This window comes from Methanoregula sp. (genome assembly GCF_050010295.1).
Classification (GTDB): Archaea; Halobacteriota; Methanomicrobia; order Methanomicrobiales; family Methanospirillaceae; genus Methanoregula.
Map to the genome: position 1 here is coordinate 311,073 of NZ_JBEKLH010000001.1, position 18,041 is coordinate 329,113.

21 protein-coding genes are annotated in these 18,041 nt (G+C 53.4%); 5 read left to right on the top strand and 16 right to left on the bottom strand.

All coding sequences use genetic code 11. The features are described 5' to 3' along the window. Nucleotides 1-95: 95 nt before the first annotated feature. Both ABSB80_RS01660 and sixA read left to right on the top strand, forming a co-directional pair. Nucleotides 96-443: a hypothetical protein gene (locus ABSB80_RS01660; protein ID WP_428367498.1), complete on the top strand. Its 348-nt coding sequence runs from the start codon at nt 96-98 to the stop codon at nt 441-443. Nucleotides 444-532: 89 nt separating this feature from the next. Beyond that, nucleotides 533-1,030, top strand: a complete 498-nt coding sequence (sixA, locus tag ABSB80_RS01665; protein WP_428367500.1) for a phosphohistidine phosphatase SixA — start codon at nt 533-535, stop codon at nt 1,028-1,030. 122 nt (nt 1,031-1,152) lie between these two features. On the opposite strand, the gene ABSB80_RS01670 is transcribed toward sixA, so the two are convergent. Together ABSB80_RS01670 and ABSB80_RS01675 are read right to left on the bottom strand one after the other, a co-directional pair. Beyond that, entirely contained in the window at nt 1,153-1,656 is a 504-nt protein-coding gene (locus ABSB80_RS01670; protein ID WP_428367502.1) for a hypothetical protein, read from the bottom strand. Nucleotides 1,657-2,399: 743 nt separating this feature from the next. Continuing rightward, nucleotides 2,400-2,849: a hypothetical protein gene (locus ABSB80_RS01675; protein ID WP_428367504.1), complete on the bottom strand. Its 450-nt coding sequence runs from the start codon at nt 2,847-2,849 to the stop codon at nt 2,400-2,402. A gap of 266 nt (nt 2,850-3,115) precedes the next feature. On the opposite strand from ABSB80_RS01675, the gene ABSB80_RS01680 reads away from it, so the two are divergent. Continuing rightward, nucleotides 3,116-3,727 (top strand): RAD55 family ATPase, encoded by a 612-nt coding sequence (locus tag ABSB80_RS01680; protein WP_428367506.1) that lies wholly within the window; start codon nt 3,116-3,118, stop codon nt 3,725-3,727. A 163-nt stretch (nt 3,728-3,890) separates the two neighbouring features. Here the strand turns inward: ABSB80_RS01680 and ABSB80_RS01685 are convergent, their stop codons facing one another. From ABSB80_RS01685 to ABSB80_RS01710, 6 genes are all read right to left on the bottom strand, one after another. Next, on the bottom strand, nt 3,891-4,625 hold the full coding sequence (locus ABSB80_RS01685; protein WP_428367508.1) for a PHP-associated domain-containing protein: 735 nt from the start codon (nt 4,623-4,625) through the stop codon (nt 3,891-3,893). A gap of 45 nt (nt 4,626-4,670) precedes the next feature. Next, a complete protein-coding gene (locus ABSB80_RS01690) occupies nt 4,671-5,471 on the bottom strand; it encodes a hypothetical protein (protein WP_428367510.1) in 801 nt (266 codons plus the stop codon). Between the two features lie 14 nt (nt 5,472-5,485). Continuing rightward, nucleotides 5,486-6,859, bottom strand: a complete 1,374-nt coding sequence (locus ABSB80_RS01695) for a type II secretion system F family protein (protein WP_428367512.1) — start codon at nt 6,857-6,859, stop codon at nt 5,486-5,488. A 5-nt stretch (nt 6,860-6,864) separates the two neighbouring features. Next, entirely contained in the window at nt 6,865-7,767 is a 903-nt protein-coding gene (locus tag ABSB80_RS01700) for a type II secretion system F family protein (RefSeq protein ID WP_428367514.1), read from the bottom strand. A 148-nt stretch (nt 7,768-7,915) separates the two neighbouring features. Further along, nucleotides 7,916-8,107 carry a hypothetical protein gene (locus ABSB80_RS01705; RefSeq protein ID WP_428367516.1) on the bottom strand — a complete coding sequence of 64 codons (192 nt, stop codon included), beginning with the start codon at nt 8,105-8,107 and terminating at the stop codon, nt 7,916-7,918. 14 nt (nt 8,108-8,121) lie between these two features. Then, nucleotides 8,122-8,457 (bottom strand): hypothetical protein, encoded by a 336-nt coding sequence (locus ABSB80_RS01710; RefSeq protein WP_428367518.1) that lies wholly within the window; start codon nt 8,455-8,457, stop codon nt 8,122-8,124. A gap of 240 nt (nt 8,458-8,697) precedes the next feature. On the opposite strand from ABSB80_RS01710, the gene ABSB80_RS01715 reads away from it, so the two are divergent. Continuing rightward, nucleotides 8,698-9,507, top strand: a complete 810-nt coding sequence (locus tag ABSB80_RS01715; protein ID WP_428367520.1) for a hypothetical protein — start codon at nt 8,698-8,700, stop codon at nt 9,505-9,507. Nucleotides 9,508-9,604: 97 nt separating this feature from the next. Next, a complete protein-coding gene (locus ABSB80_RS01720) occupies nt 9,605-9,964 on the top strand; it encodes a hypothetical protein (protein ID WP_428367522.1) in 360 nt (119 codons plus the stop codon). 172 nt (nt 9,965-10,136) lie between these two features. Here the strand turns inward: ABSB80_RS01720 and ABSB80_RS01725 are convergent, their stop codons facing one another. From ABSB80_RS01725 to pstA, 8 genes are all read right to left on the bottom strand, one after another. Then, entirely contained in the window at nt 10,137-11,417 is a 1,281-nt protein-coding gene (locus tag ABSB80_RS01725) for a sensor histidine kinase (RefSeq protein WP_428367524.1), read from the bottom strand. A gap of 372 nt (nt 11,418-11,789) precedes the next feature. Beyond that, nucleotides 11,790-12,296 carry a hypothetical protein gene (locus ABSB80_RS01730; protein WP_428367526.1) on the bottom strand — a complete coding sequence of 169 codons (507 nt, stop codon included), beginning with the start codon at nt 12,294-12,296 and terminating at the stop codon, nt 11,790-11,792. A 117-nt stretch (nt 12,297-12,413) separates the two neighbouring features. Then, nucleotides 12,414-12,605 carry a hypothetical protein gene (locus ABSB80_RS01735; RefSeq protein ID WP_428367528.1) on the bottom strand — a complete coding sequence of 64 codons (192 nt, stop codon included), beginning with the start codon at nt 12,603-12,605 and terminating at the stop codon, nt 12,414-12,416. Between the two features lie 145 nt (nt 12,606-12,750). Continuing rightward, nucleotides 12,751-13,944 (bottom strand): archaellin/type IV pilin N-terminal domain-containing protein, encoded by a 1,194-nt coding sequence (locus tag ABSB80_RS01740; RefSeq protein WP_428367530.1) that lies wholly within the window; start codon nt 13,942-13,944, stop codon nt 12,751-12,753. A 151-nt stretch (nt 13,945-14,095) separates the two neighbouring features. Further along, nucleotides 14,096-14,629 (bottom strand): arsenate reductase ArsC, encoded by a 534-nt coding sequence (locus ABSB80_RS01745; protein WP_428367532.1) that lies wholly within the window; start codon nt 14,627-14,629, stop codon nt 14,096-14,098. 23 nt (nt 14,630-14,652) lie between these two features. After that, entirely contained in the window at nt 14,653-15,303 is a 651-nt protein-coding gene (gene phoU, locus ABSB80_RS01750) for a phosphate signaling complex protein PhoU (RefSeq protein ID WP_428367534.1), read from the bottom strand. A gap of 9 nt (nt 15,304-15,312) precedes the next feature. Beyond that, nucleotides 15,313-16,074 carry a phosphate ABC transporter ATP-binding protein PstB gene (gene pstB, locus ABSB80_RS01755; protein ID WP_428367536.1) on the bottom strand — a complete coding sequence of 254 codons (762 nt, stop codon included), beginning with the start codon at nt 16,072-16,074 and terminating at the stop codon, nt 15,313-15,315. Nucleotide 16,075: 1 nt separating this feature from the next. Beyond that, nucleotides 16,076-18,031, bottom strand: a complete 1,956-nt coding sequence (gene pstA, locus ABSB80_RS01760; RefSeq protein WP_428367538.1) for a phosphate ABC transporter permease PstA — start codon at nt 18,029-18,031, stop codon at nt 16,076-16,078. Between the last annotated feature and the right edge of the window lie 10 nt (nt 18,032-18,041).

An 18,041-nucleotide genomic window follows, 5' to 3' on the forward strand; every position in this document is an offset into this window, starting at 1 on the left:
GGCAAACGTGCCCAATAACTATAGTCATCTATTGATTTTTTGGACAAAAATATATAAATACCATCTGTGAAAAGAGATCATCCTGAGAAGTCTTAATGAGAACCTGTTATGGGTGGGTTGAGATCGATGGCATCCGGTACGACCATGATGTAATCGTCCACCGGAACCGCTCAGTCGAAAAACGATCCAAGAAAAAATCCCGGAAATGCCGGGGTTTCTTCAGGCATACACCACTCGCCGACAGTGAGCTCGTCTTTCTTACCAAAGAGAAACCTGACATCGTGTATATCGGGACCGGACAATTCAATGACCTTCCCATCACACTGGAAGCCCTCAGGATCCTGGCGAAGTTCACGACAATTATTCGTCCAACACCGGAGATCATGAATTTCCTCACCGAAGAATATCGTCCTTTTGCCGCGGTACTCCACGTGAAATGCTGAAAGCTTTCACGAACCTCTTCCGGACACGGACTCCCGATATCTTGATAATGGAATGGCGGTACTGATAAGATCGGAAGGAGGTTAACCGGATGGATCTCTTCATTCTCAGACATGGAAAAGCAGGACAATCTTCAGAAGACCCTGATGACAGTGAGCGGGCGCTCACGGGACCGGGGAGAGAGGAAATACGGGATATCGCCCGCTGGATGCGGAGAGAGAGGTTACGGTTCGGTGTCATCGCGTCGAGTCCGCTGATCCGCGCCAGCGAGACCGCCGGCATCGTTGCCCGGATACTGGACCGGAAGGACAGGCTGGTCATCTGGGACGAACTTGCACCGGGAGGCGATCCGGACACCATCTGTTATCGTGCCGCGCAATCCGGTAAGGAAACAACCGTCCTTATCGTTGGCCACGAACCAGATTTATCCGGTCTGGTCGGCAGGATCATCTCCCAAAGCGGCGGACCGGCTTCTCTTGTCATTGCGAAAGGGGGCCTTGCGAAGATCAGGAATTTTTCGTTCGACAGCCAGCCTTCAGGAAACCTCCAGTGGCTCCTCACCCCGAAACAGATGCTGGCGATGCGATGAGATCCCGGTAAGACCGGAATAGGGACGAGATCCACACCCGACCAGGCACCATCCCCGCGGGGGACGCGAGCCCGGGCCCCGGTTGTTCCCGTTCCGGAAGGACCAAACCACAGGGATGCGATTTACTTCAGCGCCGGTACACCTTCCGCCCACGCCTCGATCCGGGTACGGATCGCGTCGTCGCGGTAGGACGAGAGCGTCACCCGGTGGCGGGCAAGGTTCAGGAAGAACAGCTCGCCGCCGGGGTCATGGCACTTCAGCGATACTGCATAGGAGTCTCCTTCCGGGTTCCTGCTGACCGTGCCACCGTGCGCGGCGATATTCGCGAGATGGGAGACAACCGCAGCGATGCCGGCGTGGAAGCCGTCGATAGAGTTATATATCTCTGATCCAGCGCCCACGTGTTTTCCCTTGCTGTCCTTATACACGAATTTCGCGGTGTACATCTCGCGGACCTTCTCCACCGGCGGGTGATTGACGCCGGCAGTCCGGTAGGAGACGCACCCGAACGGGTTGTTCAGGATGATATCCCGCACGATCGCATGGAATGTGTCCACATCCGCGATGGGGCTCGCAAGTCTCCGGATGGCGCTCTTCTGCTGGGTTTTCTGCTGGAAATCTGCCATTTCAAAGTCCTCATCAAAGGAATCCCCTGCTCACCCCTCAACCGCTCTCCCGGGAATTATCCGGAAATCTCTCAAGGTAAACGGGTCTTTCCCGATGATGCGTTGAGAGTGCGGCCGAATCCGGGGTATCTCTTCGGGAGCATGTACCGGGATTCTGGTTTATTTATAATACTCATAAAATGATTCTAAAAAATATATACTCTGTGGTTGAATGGAGGCACCAAGGGTCATTAGGGTCACACAGGATCATAAGGTGACCCCCTCAGGAATTACATGCTCTTCCCGCGGAGTAAAACTACATCTTGTCTTGAGCCTTCGGCGGAAAAGATGCACAGGGCAATTCCCAGGGTGGGTCAGGGGGTCGTCCCTTTTCATGCCGGACCTTAAAGGAGGGTCATTCACATTTAACATGTGACCCACTCTAATTCCTGCCATCAGAACCCGTTTCGTCATCCTCCTGGCCGGGGTTACCCGTTGGACAGCCTTAAAACTATGCCGTAAGACATCAGAATCTCTCGATCGGCTGTTGAACGCGGGGATCCGGTGGGTCTAGGGTCGGATAATGGATTGAAGTGACCCCTCTGAGATAGAGAGGGGTCGCCATGGTACTCATGGGGACCCCCCAGGATGGTATCAGTCAATCCGGCGCTGCAACCCGCGAGAGAGGAAAACAGATCATTGTACAATAAGGATGATCTCAATAACCGGATTTTCGGTAGTTCGCGTTTTGGGGGGGAAAAGTTTCAGGAATCTGTGGCAGGTTTCTCGTGCAGCAGGGAGAACCCGAACAGGATGAATGCGATCACGACCGACAGGAGTGAGAGGACGAACACTCCGTTGGAGTAGAAAGCGTTCCGGAAGAGCCAGGAGAGCCCCCCGACGACGTGAGTGATACTCAGCGTGAGGATGAGCAGGACCCCGAACCGGTAGTAAACAGAGTCGTGGAGGATCCTGAGCACCGCGTACGAAGCTCCGTAGTAGAAGAGGATGATGGCGATGAGATAGGGTGCCATCAGCTGGTGGATCACCGCGAACCGGACGAACGGGCTTGCTTCCCAGGTGGTGATCATCGAAGTATCGCCTGCCAGATAAAATGTCAGCGCATAATCGATGATTACCGCTATTGCAGGCAATAAGGCAATGATTTTATAATTGCCATAGATTTTTCGGACAATTTCCGATTTCACCTGCATTTTTATCCCCGATCCTTATTTCTCTCTGTTATTGCAGATTTTCCTGCACATTCTTCTATGATGTCCCAATATTATATATATTTTAGGTGACCTGCTGCCGGATTGGGAAAGAATTGCCGATATCTTTTCTTTGTGCCCTCGTGAGCGCGGTACAACACTCCCGGGTCTTGCGGTCGCCGTGAGGAGCCGGCGACCCCCCACCCCCACTTCCCGGATATATAGAGAAGCGAATGCATTATCATAGATCGGGAAGATAATACCTCAGCATGGCAATGGCAAACGGGCTGGAGATCGTCCCCGATAACAGCGTGTTGTGCATTGAAGAGAATTCCGGCAATATCAAATCGATCTATGCACTCTACGCAGCTTCCGAGAAGGCTGCTGAGGGTGCCGTTGTCATCTACCTGACCCTCCAGACAAAAGATGAACTTCTCGGACAGATGAAACGGTTCGGGATCCCGGTCCGGGATTCCCTTCGGATTGTCGAGATCTCCCCGGCCCATGCGAAGCTCGACGTCCTCTCGCAGATCGATTCCATCGAAGGCCCGCTCCTCATCATCGATCCCTTCGCCGTTTTCTTCGTTGACGATTCGACAAAAGATCTTACGGCATTCATGTTCGATCTTATGAAAAAGAGCCGGAAGGGGACCACCGTGCTCCTCCTCATCGATATCGGCGTCCTTCCCGAACGTTCGGAACAGCTCGTCCGGGCGATGTCCGACGGCATCATCCAGTTTGTCATCGTACCCGAGGGAGACAAGCTGAATAAGTACATCAATATCCCGAAGATGCGGGGGTCGTTTCCCCGGGACAAGATGCTGCCGTTCACGCTCTCCGAAGAGGGGCTGCTGATCGATACCCGTGAGAGGCACGGGTAATTTTTATTTTTGTCAGGCAGCCGGGATCCCGGATATATCTGCTATTTCCCTCATCAATCTCGCCTCGCTCAATTCTTTGGAACCCGGAGAATCCCGGTGAATTCTCTCCTCTCCGGGTTCTGATGGCTTCCTGGAAATCGACGAGATGCTTCTTACTTCCCGGTTATGGCGACCGCAGGATCCCCAGCTTTCGGCCGGCCTTCACAAGTCGTGTGACGCTATGGATCGCAGGGTGAGTGTGGTTGTAATGGACCGATGCATCCGGCAACACCTTCATGAGCCCCTTCGGATCTGAGAAGGGTTCGATGCTGACATACGTCCTGCCCAATTCGAGCGAGGTATGTGCATCGGATCCTGCAGATACCGGTTTCTTCCGCCGGGCTGCGTATCCCCGTGCCAGGTTGTTCTCCCGGTCGTCCAGTACCCGGCTGTTGAACCCCTCTATGATGTCGAGACGGTCGATGATCCTTTCCATGACGTCATGCCTGAGGGCGCTCCTCCTGTAGGAGCAGAACGGGTGGGGGACGATAGAAAGTGCTCCCTGTTCCCGGATCGCGTCGAGGGTTTCCTCGGCCGATTGGTAAGGTGTGATGTGTTCCTGAAGGAAGAGTCCGATGATCTCGCCGTCAGAAGTCATGATCTCCTCAGCCAGTATACGGGGAAGATCAGAATCGTTCCTGCAGAGAACGTCGTAAACCCGCTCAGATCCGATGAGGCTGTTGTGGTCGCAGATGAGTGGCAGGATGCCGGTGCGCCGGTAGCATCTTGCGATGGTTTTCACCGGGATCGAGGAGTCCGAGGAGTAACAGGAATGGAGGTGCATGTCGAACCGGACGCACTCTCCATTGCCCTTGCTACGGGACGGAGGATCTTCCGGCAGGTTTATTGTTTGTGACATTTTCGCGTTTCCTGATGTACCCGGCATTCACGAGAATTCTTTTACTTACCACTTCAGCGTCCAGATCTTCCATTCCCCATGCTGGTAATACAAGGCAAATTTATATTGGATGGGAATGTCAGTACCCGGGGTGTTTTGCTGGTTTGCCGGCTGGTGGAAGAATACCTGGGCAATTATTTCGGCATACGTTGCATTCTGTTGTTTATCAATCACGTTATAATTGATAAAATAGTTGCCCGGTTGGAGGAACGTATTATTCAGGTTGTCCACTTTAAACTGGGCTAGGGTCCTCTGCTCTTTTATCTCATCCGGAGCAAGGTCGTATAAGCGATCGATATCTCCTTCGTTAACTGCTTCAATCCACATCTGGATACCGGTTTCCGGGTCCATCCATGTTTTCCATTCACCATGCTCGTTATAAAGATCAAATTTATAATAGAGGGGGACTTCCAGGCCCGGGGTTTTCTGAGTTTCCGGCTGCTGTAAGAATACCCGGGCAACTATCTGGGCATATGTCCCGTTCTGTTTTTTATCAGTCACGCTGTAATTGATAAAATAGTTGCCCGGTTGGAGGAACGTATTATTCAGGTTGTCCACTTTAAACTGGGCCAGGGTCCTCTGCTCTTTTATCTCATCCGGAGCAAGGTCGTATACGCGGTCAATATTTCTCTGGTTCATTGCTTCAATCCACATCTGGACACCGGTTTCCGGATCCATTGAAGGAACAGAATGTTTCCCCGGGAGATTTTTGCTCTCCAGTACATAAACGCTTCCAACAATAAGCGTGATGAGGAATAATCCCGCCACGAACCATTTTATATGTTGTAACCTTTTTTCTTCCATCATAATCACGACCCGGTCTATGTATTGGAATTCGCTATGATGTTCGCTTTGCCGGTATTGCCACCCGCTTTTGCAAATACGATGTAATTACCCGGCGTGGAACCAAGGATGGCCCGGACACTCACAATCCCGTTCTTGTCAGATGTATCAGAAGTCGGCGTTACATTTCCATCAGGAATGATGCTGAACTGGACTACCGTGCTGTTCACCGGATTTCCGGACGGATCGGTGAGCTGGAACTGAATCGGATCTTTGAGAGGAAGTCCAGTCACACCCTGGTAGATATCAGGAGATACCGGAGTGATATTGAACGCCTGAGCCGGAGGTACAGCCGGCGGAGGAAGTATGAACAGCGCACACGCGATGAAGCCCGCAGCCATCAGCACGACCGCATGTTTGAGCCCGTACCGGGCATCGCCTTCGCTGATCTTCCCGATGATGAGACCGCCGAAGAACGCGTTGATCATGATCATGTGGAAGAAGCCCCGGGAAAAATCGAGCCCGACGAGCCCGTTGGCCTTCCCTAAGATATTTGTAGAGCCGAGCTGCTCGACAAAGGGGAGCAGGCTCGTCGAAAGGGTGTATATGATAAAGACAATGATGCCCTGCGCGAAATAGAAGATCATCACGTACTGCGAGAGGTTGCCTTCCTTCTCTCGTTCGATCGCGATGATGTTCCTCATGTCCTCGGACGCCTTGAGGATCAGGTCCGCAACGGCACCGCCGGAGTAGGATGCCTGGACGACAAGGGCCGTGTACCGGGTGATCATCTCCGAATGAAGGGACTTTGCCATCGCCTTCATCGATTCCTCGAATGACTTCCCGTATGTCATCGAGGTTGCTGCGATGCGGACATGCGGCGTGAGCAGGCCGAGGTCGGTCTTCGAGAGCTCCTTGACCGACTTGATGGGATCGAGGCCGCCCCGCATCAGCTCGGAGAGCTTGAAGAGGAACTCCGTATAGATCTCCTCTTTCCGCCGGATATTCCGTTTCTGGAGGGTAATATCGATGGCATAGGGCGTAATCGCGATGAGCACGGCAATGACCAGAACCTCGTCCAGTCCCATTTTCGATGCGGGTGCCTGTGCAGGGGCCTGCGCGGTCTCGCTTCCTGTGGTCGCATTCCCTCCACCGCCTTGGTTAAGCTGGGCGGTGAGCTCCTGCAACTGCTTGAGCCGTGTATCGTCAGTGGTACCGGTAGCTTTTTGCGTCCCCTGGAAGGCGGACCCGGTCAGGAATGCCCCGATCAGGACCATCAGCGCGATCGCCACCGGCACTCCGATGGTGAAGATCTCCCGCGGCGGGTTGTAGAGGATCGTGATCCGCTCTGCTATATCGTGCATCTTCTGGATGTTCTCTTTGAAAAAATCCGGTTTCGGAGAGGGGCTCATGGCAATCAGGGGTTGGTCGAATATTTTACGGAGAGCATCTGGAGGAAGACGATGTTGATGACCGGGATCAGGACATAGACGAGGACGTTGAACATGTCCGCAGGCTTGAAAGGCCCGAACTCGATGCCGAGCGCTCCCGAGATCACGATGCCGAGCACTGCGAGAGTGATCGTCATTACGACCCCGCCGAGGTACCCTTCGCCGAAGACCGCAAGCGATTCGACAAACTCCTTGTAGGTCTGCCTGCGGATGGCCATCAGTTCCTTGGATTTGGTCTCGAGGTAGGATTTCAGCCCGCCGCCCCCGTAGATGATGTTGGTCATGTCTACGCAGATGTCCCGGAAGAGGTTAGACGGCGTGTTCTGGGTGAGGCCGTTCATCGCGGTCACCACGTCTTCGCCGAGGATGTCGACGCGGAAGAGCACCTTCCGGAACTCGTTGGAGATCTGCCCGTACTCCTCGCGGGATATGCGGCGGATGATATCCAGCGGGGTCGCTCCCGAACTTGCGAGGATCGACATGAACGCGAGTGCATAGGGGATCTGCTTGTCGATATCCCGTTTCTTGTTCTCGATCTCGTTCTGGAGATAGAAGGGAAAGCCTATGCCCGCTGCCCCCGCGCCGATCAGCGTCATGAGAAGGATGTACACTGCCGGTGTTTCCGACTTGACCGGGCTCTGCGGGAGGATAAATATGATCGATGAGACGATCAGCATTGCCACACCGGCAAGTGCCGTCGTCACGAACCAGAGTGAAGTGAACATCCCCGGTGTCATCTCGAGATCTGCCTGGTAGATGAGCTTCGTGATGTCCCTGCTGGGATTACGGTCGTATTTTTGGCCGAAAATATAGCAAAACCGCTTGTAAGACTCCAATAAATTCACGGTACTCAATGCATTCTGGTTCATGGTTCAGGCAAACGTATATATATTGTCAGATGCAAAAATATAGTGTATCAGGAAGCATTTCCTCCTGATAAATGTTTCAGATTTGCTTACGGCAAATCCCCCACAGATTCAATTTTTTCTTCTTCCGGATCTCGTCACAGGGACTCCGTCACCCGATTATCCCGAAGTAGACGGGTTTTTCCCGGTATGTCTCCCCAATCCCGGTCTCGTGGAAACGCTTTGCGGTGATCCATGAGAGAAGCGCGGCAAAGTCATCCGGATGCATCGGGACTTTTTCGGAAGCCCCTCCCGTGCACGTTGTCCCCTCCAATGTCTCCTTGGTTGCAGACAGATTTTCCATCGTTTTTCCTCCGCTTATTTTACGCTGAAACGCTCGAGCTCGCAGGTGTTGATTGCGATATAATGCACGCCGTTGATGTCATCCCTGTAAACCGGAGCAGGTACACCGGTCAGCTGGAAGCCGAGATCCTCTGCCAGTGACTCCACGGTCGAGAGCGCGGCTATCAGTGATCTGATATTTCTGAGTTTCCTGTCATCTTCGCCGCTGTCGTCGCAGAGTGAATCGATGGTGAAGGAAAGGATACGGATCAGGTTCCTGCACTCCGCCATGAAATTCGTCTCGTTGCCCAACGTGGGCGGACTTTGGGGTACGGTAATCGCATCGGGTGAAGTTAGCATAGGTTTGTCCATGAGAGATTTCCTGCAGCCGGAAGGCCTCCCGCAATCCCCGGATTTGATTCCTCCAGGCTCCATATTTTATTAATGCAGTATATACTTAAAAAAATTTCTATATAGATACAAATCCCGGCTACCTTCCGTGATCTCCTGCGGACCGATTGCGCTGTAAAATTGGTGAGATCAGCTCCTTGCGCGATACCCATTTCATGCTCCTGTCGCTTCAGTATGACATCCTTTGAATCCGGGTGCAATTTGACTATAGATTCTCAATATCCCTATGTTACGAAGGTTTTTATCGCGAAGAGACGCTATTGTATCGGGGACATCTTTCGGAAGGGATGCACTCCGACACTTCAATGCACGACGGTAACCTGCACCATGAACCTGTTCATCCTGAAATACTGTCTCCTGATCGGGGGGATCCTCACCAGCACGGCCCTCGTTGCCGGACCGCTGAACCCGCAGACAATCCTGTCAAAACAAAGTGAGACCGGCAGCCTGAGCGCAGATTCGATCTACCAGTTCGGATCTGATGTCTTCTACAAGGAGCTGGACAAGCCGGGAAACGAATATATGAAAAGTGCCGTGGCCGGATATGCTACCAACCTCGTCCAGACGGACAACCAGACACAGCAGTACGATGACCTGTGGTCGCAGGGCGTGTCCGCGTTCAAGTCGGGGTACAACGGGTGCATCATTGCCTATCTCGATCTTGCCGGAGTACCGGAATTGCACTCGGCAAAACAGAAGGATGCAGTCTGCGATGAATTCAAGCTCGCAAATGACGATCTGAAGCAGTCCGAGGATTATTTCACCGGCGCAAAGTCAAGCAGTACCGCCTCTTCTGTGCAGGGATTCGAGGTCGGGATGGTTCTTGCACGGGTAGTACCGATACAACAGCATGCAGAGGATGCAGAGATTGGGTGCATGAAAGCAGTCCTCGCCGACCAGGAAGGAAATGCCAGTGAATTCGAAAATAACCTCCGCGCCAGCGGGGCTGATATTGCCGAGATGAAACGGATCTACCCGGAACTCAGGGTGCTGAGCAATGACTTCAACTGAAAAAATGGACATGAATACCGGGTCCCTGTTCATTCACCAGGGCAACCGGCTTGAGAGACCATGAAACCCGCGCAACCGGGATGCAGGTCGTGATCGTATGAAAAATCCTGATAACAAGTCGCTGAAAGCAATACTCTGTTCCAGTTCAACGGACCTCTTTATCGAAGACAGCTGTCAGACCGATAACCTGTTCGAGAAGCGGAACCTGCTGACGATCCTGTCGTCAGCAATCTTCCTGATCGCCGGACCGCTCTTCATCTACTTCGGGTTTTACCTGCTGACATCCCCCTTCACGGTGAAATGGGGCGCGCTCTCCATCGCCATCGGCATGTTCGTGATGATGTTCGGGTTCAGTCTCTGGCAGGACCGCCAGATCCAGATCCAGTGGCGTCTGATAAAAAAAGAGAACGAAGAGATGAAGGCCATGCTGCGGGAACTTCTCGGTAAAATGAATTAGCATATATCCGGCAGTATAAGATCCGGTTTTGCCAAAGTATTCTTCCGAGAACTTCCTCCCTGATTCCGGTGGAGCCGCAGATCGCGTATCCCAGCTTCTCAAGTCATTATGCCAGTACTCCGGCAAAAAAGGGTCATCCTCCACAAAGAAGATCCCTGTCTTACGGTCTGTCTCATATCTCAGGCGCCCGGTACAATCCTTCGGGAACGAAGATCTCGAACCTGGCTCCTGATCCCGGGACGCCCGTTTCACGTATCGTGATCCCGGTAATGGCGAGGATCTCTCTGATAAGATACAGCCCATAGCCGGTATTTTTCCCCACACCGAGATCGAATATCCGCTCTTTCTCCTCTGCGGCAACTCCGGAACCATCGTCCTCGCAGAGTATAGCAAGGCCTCCGGCCGAGATACGGCAGCTGAACCGGATCTGTTTTATTTTCTCTCCGTGCCTGATGGCGTTGTCGATGAGGTTATAGAATACCTTCCCGAGAAGCGGGTCTGCCATTATTACGACATCCTGCACAGAGATCACAATCAGGACAGGACTTGTCTCAAATCGCCTGGCAGAATTCCGGATTACGTCAGCGAGATCCTGCCACTGAGGGGAGTGCATCCCGATCTCCTGGTATTCACGGGTGAACAGTACCTGTTCCCGGATCGCAAGGCCGGCAGCCCGGATATCCTTCAGGAGATCCCTGCATTTCCCCCCGGCATCGGTGGTCTCGCCAGCCATATCCACGCACCCGAGCAGCCCGGCGACGGAATTGAGTATGTCATGCCGGGTGATGGTGTTCATAAGGGTGAGTTTCTTGTTGATATCCGTAAGGCGCACCTCGGTTTTCCTCAGATCTGTGACGTCGCTCGAGATGACGGTTACTGCTACTATCGATCCGGAAGCCGGATCCCTGACCGGTGAGAATTTCCGGTGATAGTATCTTCCGTTGTGCTCGGATTCGTCCTCCACGGATTGCCCGAGCTGGAATACGGTGCTGGCAAGTGCAGTGAACCGGCTGGTCTCGGCGGCTGTGTGGAATTCAGCGTACAATCGCCCGAGGAGGCTCCGGTCTTCCGATCCCCGGCGGGCATTATATTTCGGGTTTATCAGAAGATACCGGAGGTCCTGGTCTATCGTGTAGATCGACTCCTCTGCAGATTCTACGTAGGAACGGTAACGGGCTTCTACTGTGCGGAGGTTCTTCTCAGTATCTCTCAACTGTCCGTACAGCGTACGGATCTCCCCCTGTTCAGTGAGCGAGGATCGAAGCGGGAGGTACACAAGAATGACGGCGACGATGCTGGTGAAAAATATCGTGATGATATGCGACTCCCACAGCGTTACTGAAGGGACGATGATCTGTTTTACAACTTCAAAGACCGTCATCAGGACGATCATCGAGAAGAAGACAATCACCAGCGAACGGGAGAGCACTGATGTTCCGGAATTCTTCTCCACGGTAGTCCCCCACTGTCAGACTCAGGGGGCTGCCCCGGTTTTGCCAAACCGGCAAAGGTCCCGCCATCGGTGTTATCACTTTTTGGTCATGAAATGAGATATACTTTGTCGAACTATACCCTATTATTGGAATTTTGCTCTATATTGCTATAGATAATCGGCGAAATGGCCTGAATCGCTGGGCCCGGACATGGCGGAGGGTCCGACTGTTGTATGCGTAACCCTGAAAGGCGGTTTTTTCAGGAAGGACACCGGCACTACCTGTTTTGATCGGATCAGGTTCCGGTTATCCGTGCCCATCACTCCATAGTTTTAATTTTTTTGTTCTGGCAACGGATGAACTGCTGCGGCAAAAACTTCACGGTAAGGTAATCAATCCCTTCCGGTAACCGTCCTTACCGAATAGATATAGGCACCGAACGCCGAGAGGATGCCACCTGTGAAGACGAGAACAATCAGCAATCCTACCACAAGGAAGACACTTTCATAGCCTGAAGTCAGTGCGGAGTTCGAGTATCCGGTATGGACTACGAGGCTGACGATATCGGAGAACCACATAACCTCGAGGATGATACTGGTTGTTACACCGGCGATCATCCCGGTAAGGAAGGAATCTTTCGGGCCTTCGGTCTGTCGGCGACACAGCCGGCCCGCGAAGATTCCCCCCATCTCAAAAACGACGATAACGAGAAGCGGGTATGCAACGTTCCAGATAACAATGAGAGGAATCCCGGCGGATGCAGTCCCGGCTCCGGAATAATTTCTGATGAGGATGATGTTTATGAGTACTATCAATACCATGATCTCCCCGCTGATCGCACCGGCAATCAACCCGCACCGGGTAACCGGGGTCATCATTCCTTTCCGCCATACCTGCATAAAGACAATCCTCTCTGGCCCCGGATCACCGGGAAACGGATCCGGTAGGCTCTTGAATATAGTTCAACCGGGTAATTTATATATTTTTTTAAAAACTATAGAGCACATCTGAAGATCCTACTCTGAAGCAAGGGAGATCGCGGCAAGGGCGACAAGAATACCTGCGACGAGGAACAGCAGGTACGAGAACTGGGAGAAACCGGGTGCGCTGATGATGATCACGCAACCGATGATCGCGAGGAGAAATCCCGCAAACAACTGGATGAGAGGGCCGTCGAGGTTTATCATATTCGAAGAACCGTATCCCATGCATATCACCTGCTCATCTTTGTTGCCGTCAGGAGAGACCGGTTGCCATGGTTTCCCGAAAGACTTCTGACAATATCTTCCGCCTCGGAGGGATCCGATGAGCTACCCGGGACACCGGAAAACCATGGAAGCAGGCGGAGGGCGTTCAACGGCTTCCCCTGACCGCAACGTCGATGGGCGCGAAATTCCCGGATATCACTTTCACGGTGCCGCTTCCTGAGGTCACGTTCGAGCTGTTCATCCCGTTCCCATCGGTTATCCCCTCATAGTTGTCGAGAGACAGGTTCCCGAACTGGTTGGTATCGATGATATAGTTCACGACCGCGTCGGGCACGGGTCTGCCGCTGATGTCCTTTATCGTGACATTGATGAAGTAAGACGGAGGGTTCGGGTTGAACTGTACCCAGAAGTTCGCCGGTGGGACAAACTGGTTATTGGAGGGAATTACCACATAGTCCGAGCTCCTTCTCATCCCGCTGTTGTCCTGCACGGTCAGGTATACACAGAACGGGCCTGGCAGGTTCGGCTGGAAGTGAGCAATCTTCCCCTCTAAATAGTTCGGGGTAGTGAGGTTTTGCGTATCCGTGCAGTTTCCCTGTTGGTCGGGTGCACCATCTGTTATCGTCCCGGATGCGTCCTGGATCGACCAGTTCCAGTCAACGATCGTATTGTTGTTCGCTGCAAAGGATTGCGTCCCGTCCAGCACGAGGGCCTCCCGCTGGATGGAACCGAGATTCTGCGTCACGGTATTCGACTGGATCACCGGGTTCGGGGGTTGGAACGATTTCCCAAACGTATTGTACAGGGTGGTCATTACATGGATCGTTACCTGATCGTCCGGTCCGATGCGGGGAGGCGGCGAGAAAAAATCCGTCGTGAAATTGATCCGGATCTTTTCACTGGCACTCGCTGGCACCGCAAGAGAAGATGAAGGGTCCTGGCTTGAGAAATTATAGGGGATATATACGGGCTGAGAGGAAGAGGAGACCACCGTGAAGTTATGTGCATATAGGTCATTGACCGATATGCCGATTACGCTTGAATCTTCGGTATTCAGGTTGGTGAGGGAGAACGTCACCGCATTATAGCTCTGGTTGAGAGTACCGTTCGGTGGCCAGAAAGCCTGATCCCACGCAGCCGGGACGGATTCAAAAGTTACACCGGTGATCAGGATCTGTTCGTTCTGCACTGCAGAAATGTGGGCCTGCCGGTTCATCGCATCTTTCTGCATCTGGGAGATCATGATTGCGAGGCCGGCGGCGGCGGTCACCGTGATGAGGATGAGAAGGAGTGTCCCGACGATCACCGAAACGCCGTCATCACCTGTCCTTGCGGTCATGGAATTCCTGGGAGAAATTGGTTGTCCGAAGATATATCTTTTATCGATTAAGTCTATACTAAACTATAGTTTTATCAGAAAATACAATAGTAACGTTCGAAGATTCCTGCGGGAATTATTGTCACAGCACGTACCAGTATCATCGGCAGCATCAGCGAACTGACCGATTGGACGCGGGATCCTGATAGACGACCGGTTTTTCCGGAGAATTCCCCTGACCCACTGGATCAGTACATCCCGGGGAACCCATAACGGGTGTTCCTGATGGGCAATCGGGAAATATCTCCGTAATCCACGCCCCGATGTCGTTCCGCAGTTTCCGGTAATCCGCAATGATCTCATCTTTGTTCTTCCGGATTTCGGACGGGCTGACAAATCCCCGGTGGCAGACCCGGTCGCCTTTCGGAATCATACTGGAGGCAGCGCGGGCAACCTGGTCGCAGAGAGTAATCACATAGTCGAACTTTCTCTGCGAAAAGATGGCAACCGATTTCGATCGCTGCCGGGAGATATCGATGCCGGCTTCCTTCATGACCTGTACGGCATAGGGATTCAACCCTGCCGGTGCGAGGCCTCCGGAGCAGACGGAATACCGACCCCCGCACCGGTGGCGCAGCAGCCCCTCTGCTATCTGGGATCTGACTGAGTTGAACGAACAGACAAATAGTACCGTCTTCTTTTCCATGAACCCTCCCGCGATCACAACTTTTAGTGAATCTCGATCCTCTCACCAGTCTGCATATAATGGACATTTTCTGCGATTTTGCAGGCATGGTCGGCACAGCGTTCGAGGTAGCGGGCGACGAGGATGTAGTAGGTGCAGCGGGTGATAGTCTTGGGATCTTCCATCATGTAGGTGATCCCCTCGCGGAAGATCGAGTGCCTGAGCGCATCGATCGTATCGTCCCGGGCAGAGAAATCTGCTATCAGCGCAACCGAATCAGTATCATATGCTTTGACTGCATCGTCGATCATATCCATGGTAAGTTCCGCCATGTGGGGGATACTCATCAGGCGGGCGATGTGGGGCCTGTCGGAAATATCCTTGACGATGTTGGCTATCACCTTGCCGTATCGTCCAATCCGCATGGATGCATTGATCACCTTAAGCGTGCAGGCAATGACCCGCATGTCCTTTGCCATCGGCTGGCCGGTGGCGATGAGCTGGTAACAGTGCTCCTCAAGCTTTACTTCCATCTCGTGCAGTGCATCTTTCTTGGCTACGACCGTGGCAGCAAGTTCCTTGTCCTGCCGTATCAGTGCATCCACAGCGTCTCTGAGCATCCCGCGGCCGAAGAGCGCCATTGCCACGGTCTCTTTTTTCGTGGTTTTGAGTTCCGTATGGAATTTTTCTGCCATTCCTTTCTCCTAACCGAACCGGCCGGTGATGTAATTCTCCGTGAGTTCCTCTCTGGGGTGCTCGAAGATATCCACGGTCTTCCCGCACTCGATGAGCTTTCCCAGATACATGAATCCCGTATAATCGCTGACCCGTGCTGCCTGCTGCATGTTGTGGGTGACGATGATGACCGTGTACTCCTGCTTGAGCATATCGATCAGGTTCTCTATCTTCGCGGTCGCAATCGGGTCAAGCGCCGAACAGGGCTCGTCCATCAGGATCACCTCAGGCCCGACAGCGAGGGTGCGGGCGATACAGAGCCGCTGCTGCTGGCCACCGGAGAGACCGAGGGCGGAATCGTTCAGCCGGTCTTTTACTTCGTCCCAGATGGCGGCATGACGGAGACTCTGCTCTACATCCCTGTCAAGTTCGCTCTTGTCCTTCACGCCATGGACCTTCGGGCCGTACGCGATGTTCTCGTAGATGGATTTCGGGAACGGATTTGGCTTCTGGAAGACCATACCGACCTTCTTCCGCAGGGAGACGACATCCGTTCCCTGGGCATGGATATTCTCATTATCGAGCATGATCTCACCGGTGATCTTCACGTGATCGATGAGATCGTTCAACCGGTTGAAGCAGCGCAGCAGGGTCGATTTCCCGCATCCCGAAGGGCCGATCAGGGCAGTCACCTTGTTCTTTGGGATCTTCATGGTGATCGACTGGAGGGCCTGCTTCTCGTTATACCAGAGGTTCAGATTGTTTGTGGAAACGATACTGTTGTCAGACATATTATCCCCGTGATTTGTTCTGGAAATGGGTTCTCACGAAAATTGCTGCCAAATAAAATCCAACCACAAGCGTCAGCAGGACCAGCGCCGTGCCGTACCTGTTGGTTGTGGAATTCGAGACATTGGTTGCAAGGTAGAATAGTTGGAACGGCAGCGCCATGACGGGATCAAAGATTGACGACGGCAGGAACCGCTGCGAAACCACAACTGCCGTAAACATGATGGGGGCAGTCTCACCGGCAGCCCTGCCTATGGAGAGGATCACACCGGTTACAATGCCGGGAACCGCAGGGGGAAGGACCACTTTACTGATGGTCTGCCACCTGGTGGCCCCGAGTGCAAGGCTCCCCTCCCGCAGGGAGTGGGGGATGTTCTTTAAGGATTCTTCCGTTGTCCTGATTATGGTGGGCAGAACCATCATCGCCAGCGCGATCTGCCCGGCAATCATCGAGACCCCGACATTGAGATACAGGACAACGAAGGCGAATCCGAAGAGGCCGAATACGATCGACGGAGTACCGTTGAGGAGATCGGCACCGGTCCGGATCAACCGGGTGACCTTTCCCTCCCGGGTGTATTCCACCAGGTAAATCGCTGCCCCGACACCCAGTGGCAGTGCGATGGCGATCGCGCCGATCACCAAGTACATTGTACCTACGATCGCCGGGAAAATTCCTCCTGATCTGCCTGCATCTTTGGGTGACTGGGTCAGGAAATCCCACGAGATTGCCGGGAGACCGTGGACGATGATGTCCTGGAGGATGATGACAAGAATTGCCAGGACGATGAGGGTAGCTCCTGCGATCAGTGCAAAGGAGCATTTCTGGATCGTTGCCCGTGAGAGCCGGCCCCTGCCGAAATACCATGCGCCACCCGCGAGCAGGACAATGGCCGCCAGCCACGAGGGAGCGGCTGCAAACAGAAATATAACAAGGACTGCCGCAACGAGGATTTTTGCGATCCTTCCGATCGAGTCCATTGCAGCGGTACTGATGAAGGGTTTCCGGCCGGGACGGGTCGTGCGCCCTTCGTGAAGATAGCGAAGGATGGCAACCGCAGAAAGGTTGATGACAAGCGTGATGAACAGCAGCACGACTGCCACAGCGAACAATGCATGGTAATGATCGCTGCCGATGGAGACTTCCCCCATCTCAATACCAAGCGCCCCGGTCAGGGTTTCTACCGTGGAAAAGATGTTCCAGATCGGATTGGGGATGATCGCTGTATTACCGGCCACCATCAGGACCGCCATGGTCTCTCCGACCGCTCTGCCGATACCGAGAATGATGGCAGCAGCGATGCCCGAGAGGGCTGCCGGCACAGTCACCCGGCTGATCGTCTGCCACCGGGTTGCACCGATGGCAAGCGAGCCTTCGCGGAATTCGTGCGGGACAGAGCTGATAGCATCTTCAGACACACTGACGATCGTGGGAAGGGCCATGATCCCCAGAAGGAGGGATGCGGCAAGCCACGTGTTTCCCGTCGGGAGATTAAATACAATCCGTATGAAATTCGTGAGAACGACAAGACCGAAGAACCCGTAGACCACGGAAGGGATCCCCGCCAGCAGTTCGATTGCCGGTTTGAGAATCGCTTTCATCCGGGGGGATGCAAGTTCGGAGATGTAGATTGCACAGCCGAGGGAAAGCGGGATGGCAAAGACCATGGCACCGATGGTGACGAGAAGTGTCCCGACAATAAGCGGAAGGATCCCGAACAGCGGCACTGTTGCAGTCGGCTCCCAGGACAATCCAAGGAGGAAATCAGGCAGGCTGACCTGCTCGAGGATCGGGTACGCATCCCGTACCAGGAAGAGGATGATGAATCCAATGACAATAACGGCAAAGAAGGCTGTGAAGAAGAAGAGGGTCTTGATCGATCGCTCCCTGAGCCGGGAGCTGCGGGCACTGCCCGGTGAGGCGGTCCTGAATCCGATTGTGGTTCCGGCAATTTTCACGATGCTCGCC

What these genes read in the sequence shown, in the direction of transcription:
- pstB (WP_428367536.1), bottom strand. Translation starts at nt 16,074, where the DNA reads ATGTCTGACAACAGTATCGTTTCCACAAACAATCTGAACCTCTGGTAT.
- ABSB80_RS01700 (WP_428367514.1), bottom strand. Translation starts at nt 7,767, where the DNA reads ATGAACCAGAATGCATTGAGTACCGTGAATTTATTGGAGTCTTACAAG.
- ABSB80_RS01735 (WP_428367528.1), bottom strand. Translation starts at nt 12,605, where the DNA reads ATGGGATACGGTTCTTCGAATATGATAAACCTCGACGGCCCTCTCATC.
- ABSB80_RS01675 (WP_428367504.1), bottom strand. Translation starts at nt 2,849, where the DNA reads ATGCAGGTGAAATCGGAAATTGTCCGAAAAATCTATGGCAATTATAAA.
- ABSB80_RS01720 (WP_428367522.1), top strand. Translation starts at nt 9,605, where the DNA reads ATGAAAAATCCTGATAACAAGTCGCTGAAAGCAATACTCTGTTCCAGT.
- phoU (WP_428367534.1), bottom strand. Translation starts at nt 15,303, where the DNA reads ATGGCAGAAAAATTCCATACGGAACTCAAAACCACGAAAAAAGAGACC.
- ABSB80_RS01670 (WP_428367502.1), bottom strand. Translation starts at nt 1,656, where the DNA reads ATGGCAGATTTCCAGCAGAAAACCCAGCAGAAGAGCGCCATCCGGAGA.
- ABSB80_RS01685 (WP_428367508.1), bottom strand. Translation starts at nt 4,625, where the DNA reads ATGTCACAAACAATAAACCTGCCGGAAGATCCTCCGTCCCGTAGCAAG.
- ABSB80_RS01745 (WP_428367532.1), bottom strand. Translation starts at nt 14,629, where the DNA reads ATGGAAAAGAAGACGGTACTATTTGTCTGTTCGTTCAACTCAGTCAGA.
- ABSB80_RS01705 (WP_428367516.1), bottom strand. Translation starts at nt 8,107, where the DNA reads ATGGAAAATCTGTCTGCAACCAAGGAGACATTGGAGGGGACAACGTGC.
- ABSB80_RS01695 (WP_428367512.1), bottom strand. Translation starts at nt 6,859, where the DNA reads ATGAGCCCCTCTCCGAAACCGGATTTTTTCAAAGAGAACATCCAGAAG.
- ABSB80_RS01660 (WP_428367498.1), top strand. Translation starts at nt 96, where the DNA reads ATGAGAACCTGTTATGGGTGGGTTGAGATCGATGGCATCCGGTACGAC.
- ABSB80_RS01680 (WP_428367506.1), top strand. Translation starts at nt 3,116, where the DNA reads ATGGCAATGGCAAACGGGCTGGAGATCGTCCCCGATAACAGCGTGTTG.
- ABSB80_RS01690 (WP_428367510.1), bottom strand. Translation starts at nt 5,471, where the DNA reads ATGATGGAAGAAAAAAGGTTACAACATATAAAATGGTTCGTGGCGGGA.
- ABSB80_RS01740 (WP_428367530.1), bottom strand. Translation starts at nt 13,944, where the DNA reads ATGACCGCAAGGACAGGTGATGACGGCGTTTCGGTGATCGTCGGGACA.
- sixA (WP_428367500.1), top strand. Translation starts at nt 533, where the DNA reads ATGGATCTCTTCATTCTCAGACATGGAAAAGCAGGACAATCTTCAGAA.
- ABSB80_RS01710 (WP_428367518.1), bottom strand. Translation starts at nt 8,457, where the DNA reads ATGGACAAACCTATGCTAACTTCACCCGATGCGATTACCGTACCCCAA.
- ABSB80_RS01730 (WP_428367526.1), bottom strand. Translation starts at nt 12,296, where the DNA reads ATGCAGGTATGGCGGAAAGGAATGATGACCCCGGTTACCCGGTGCGGG.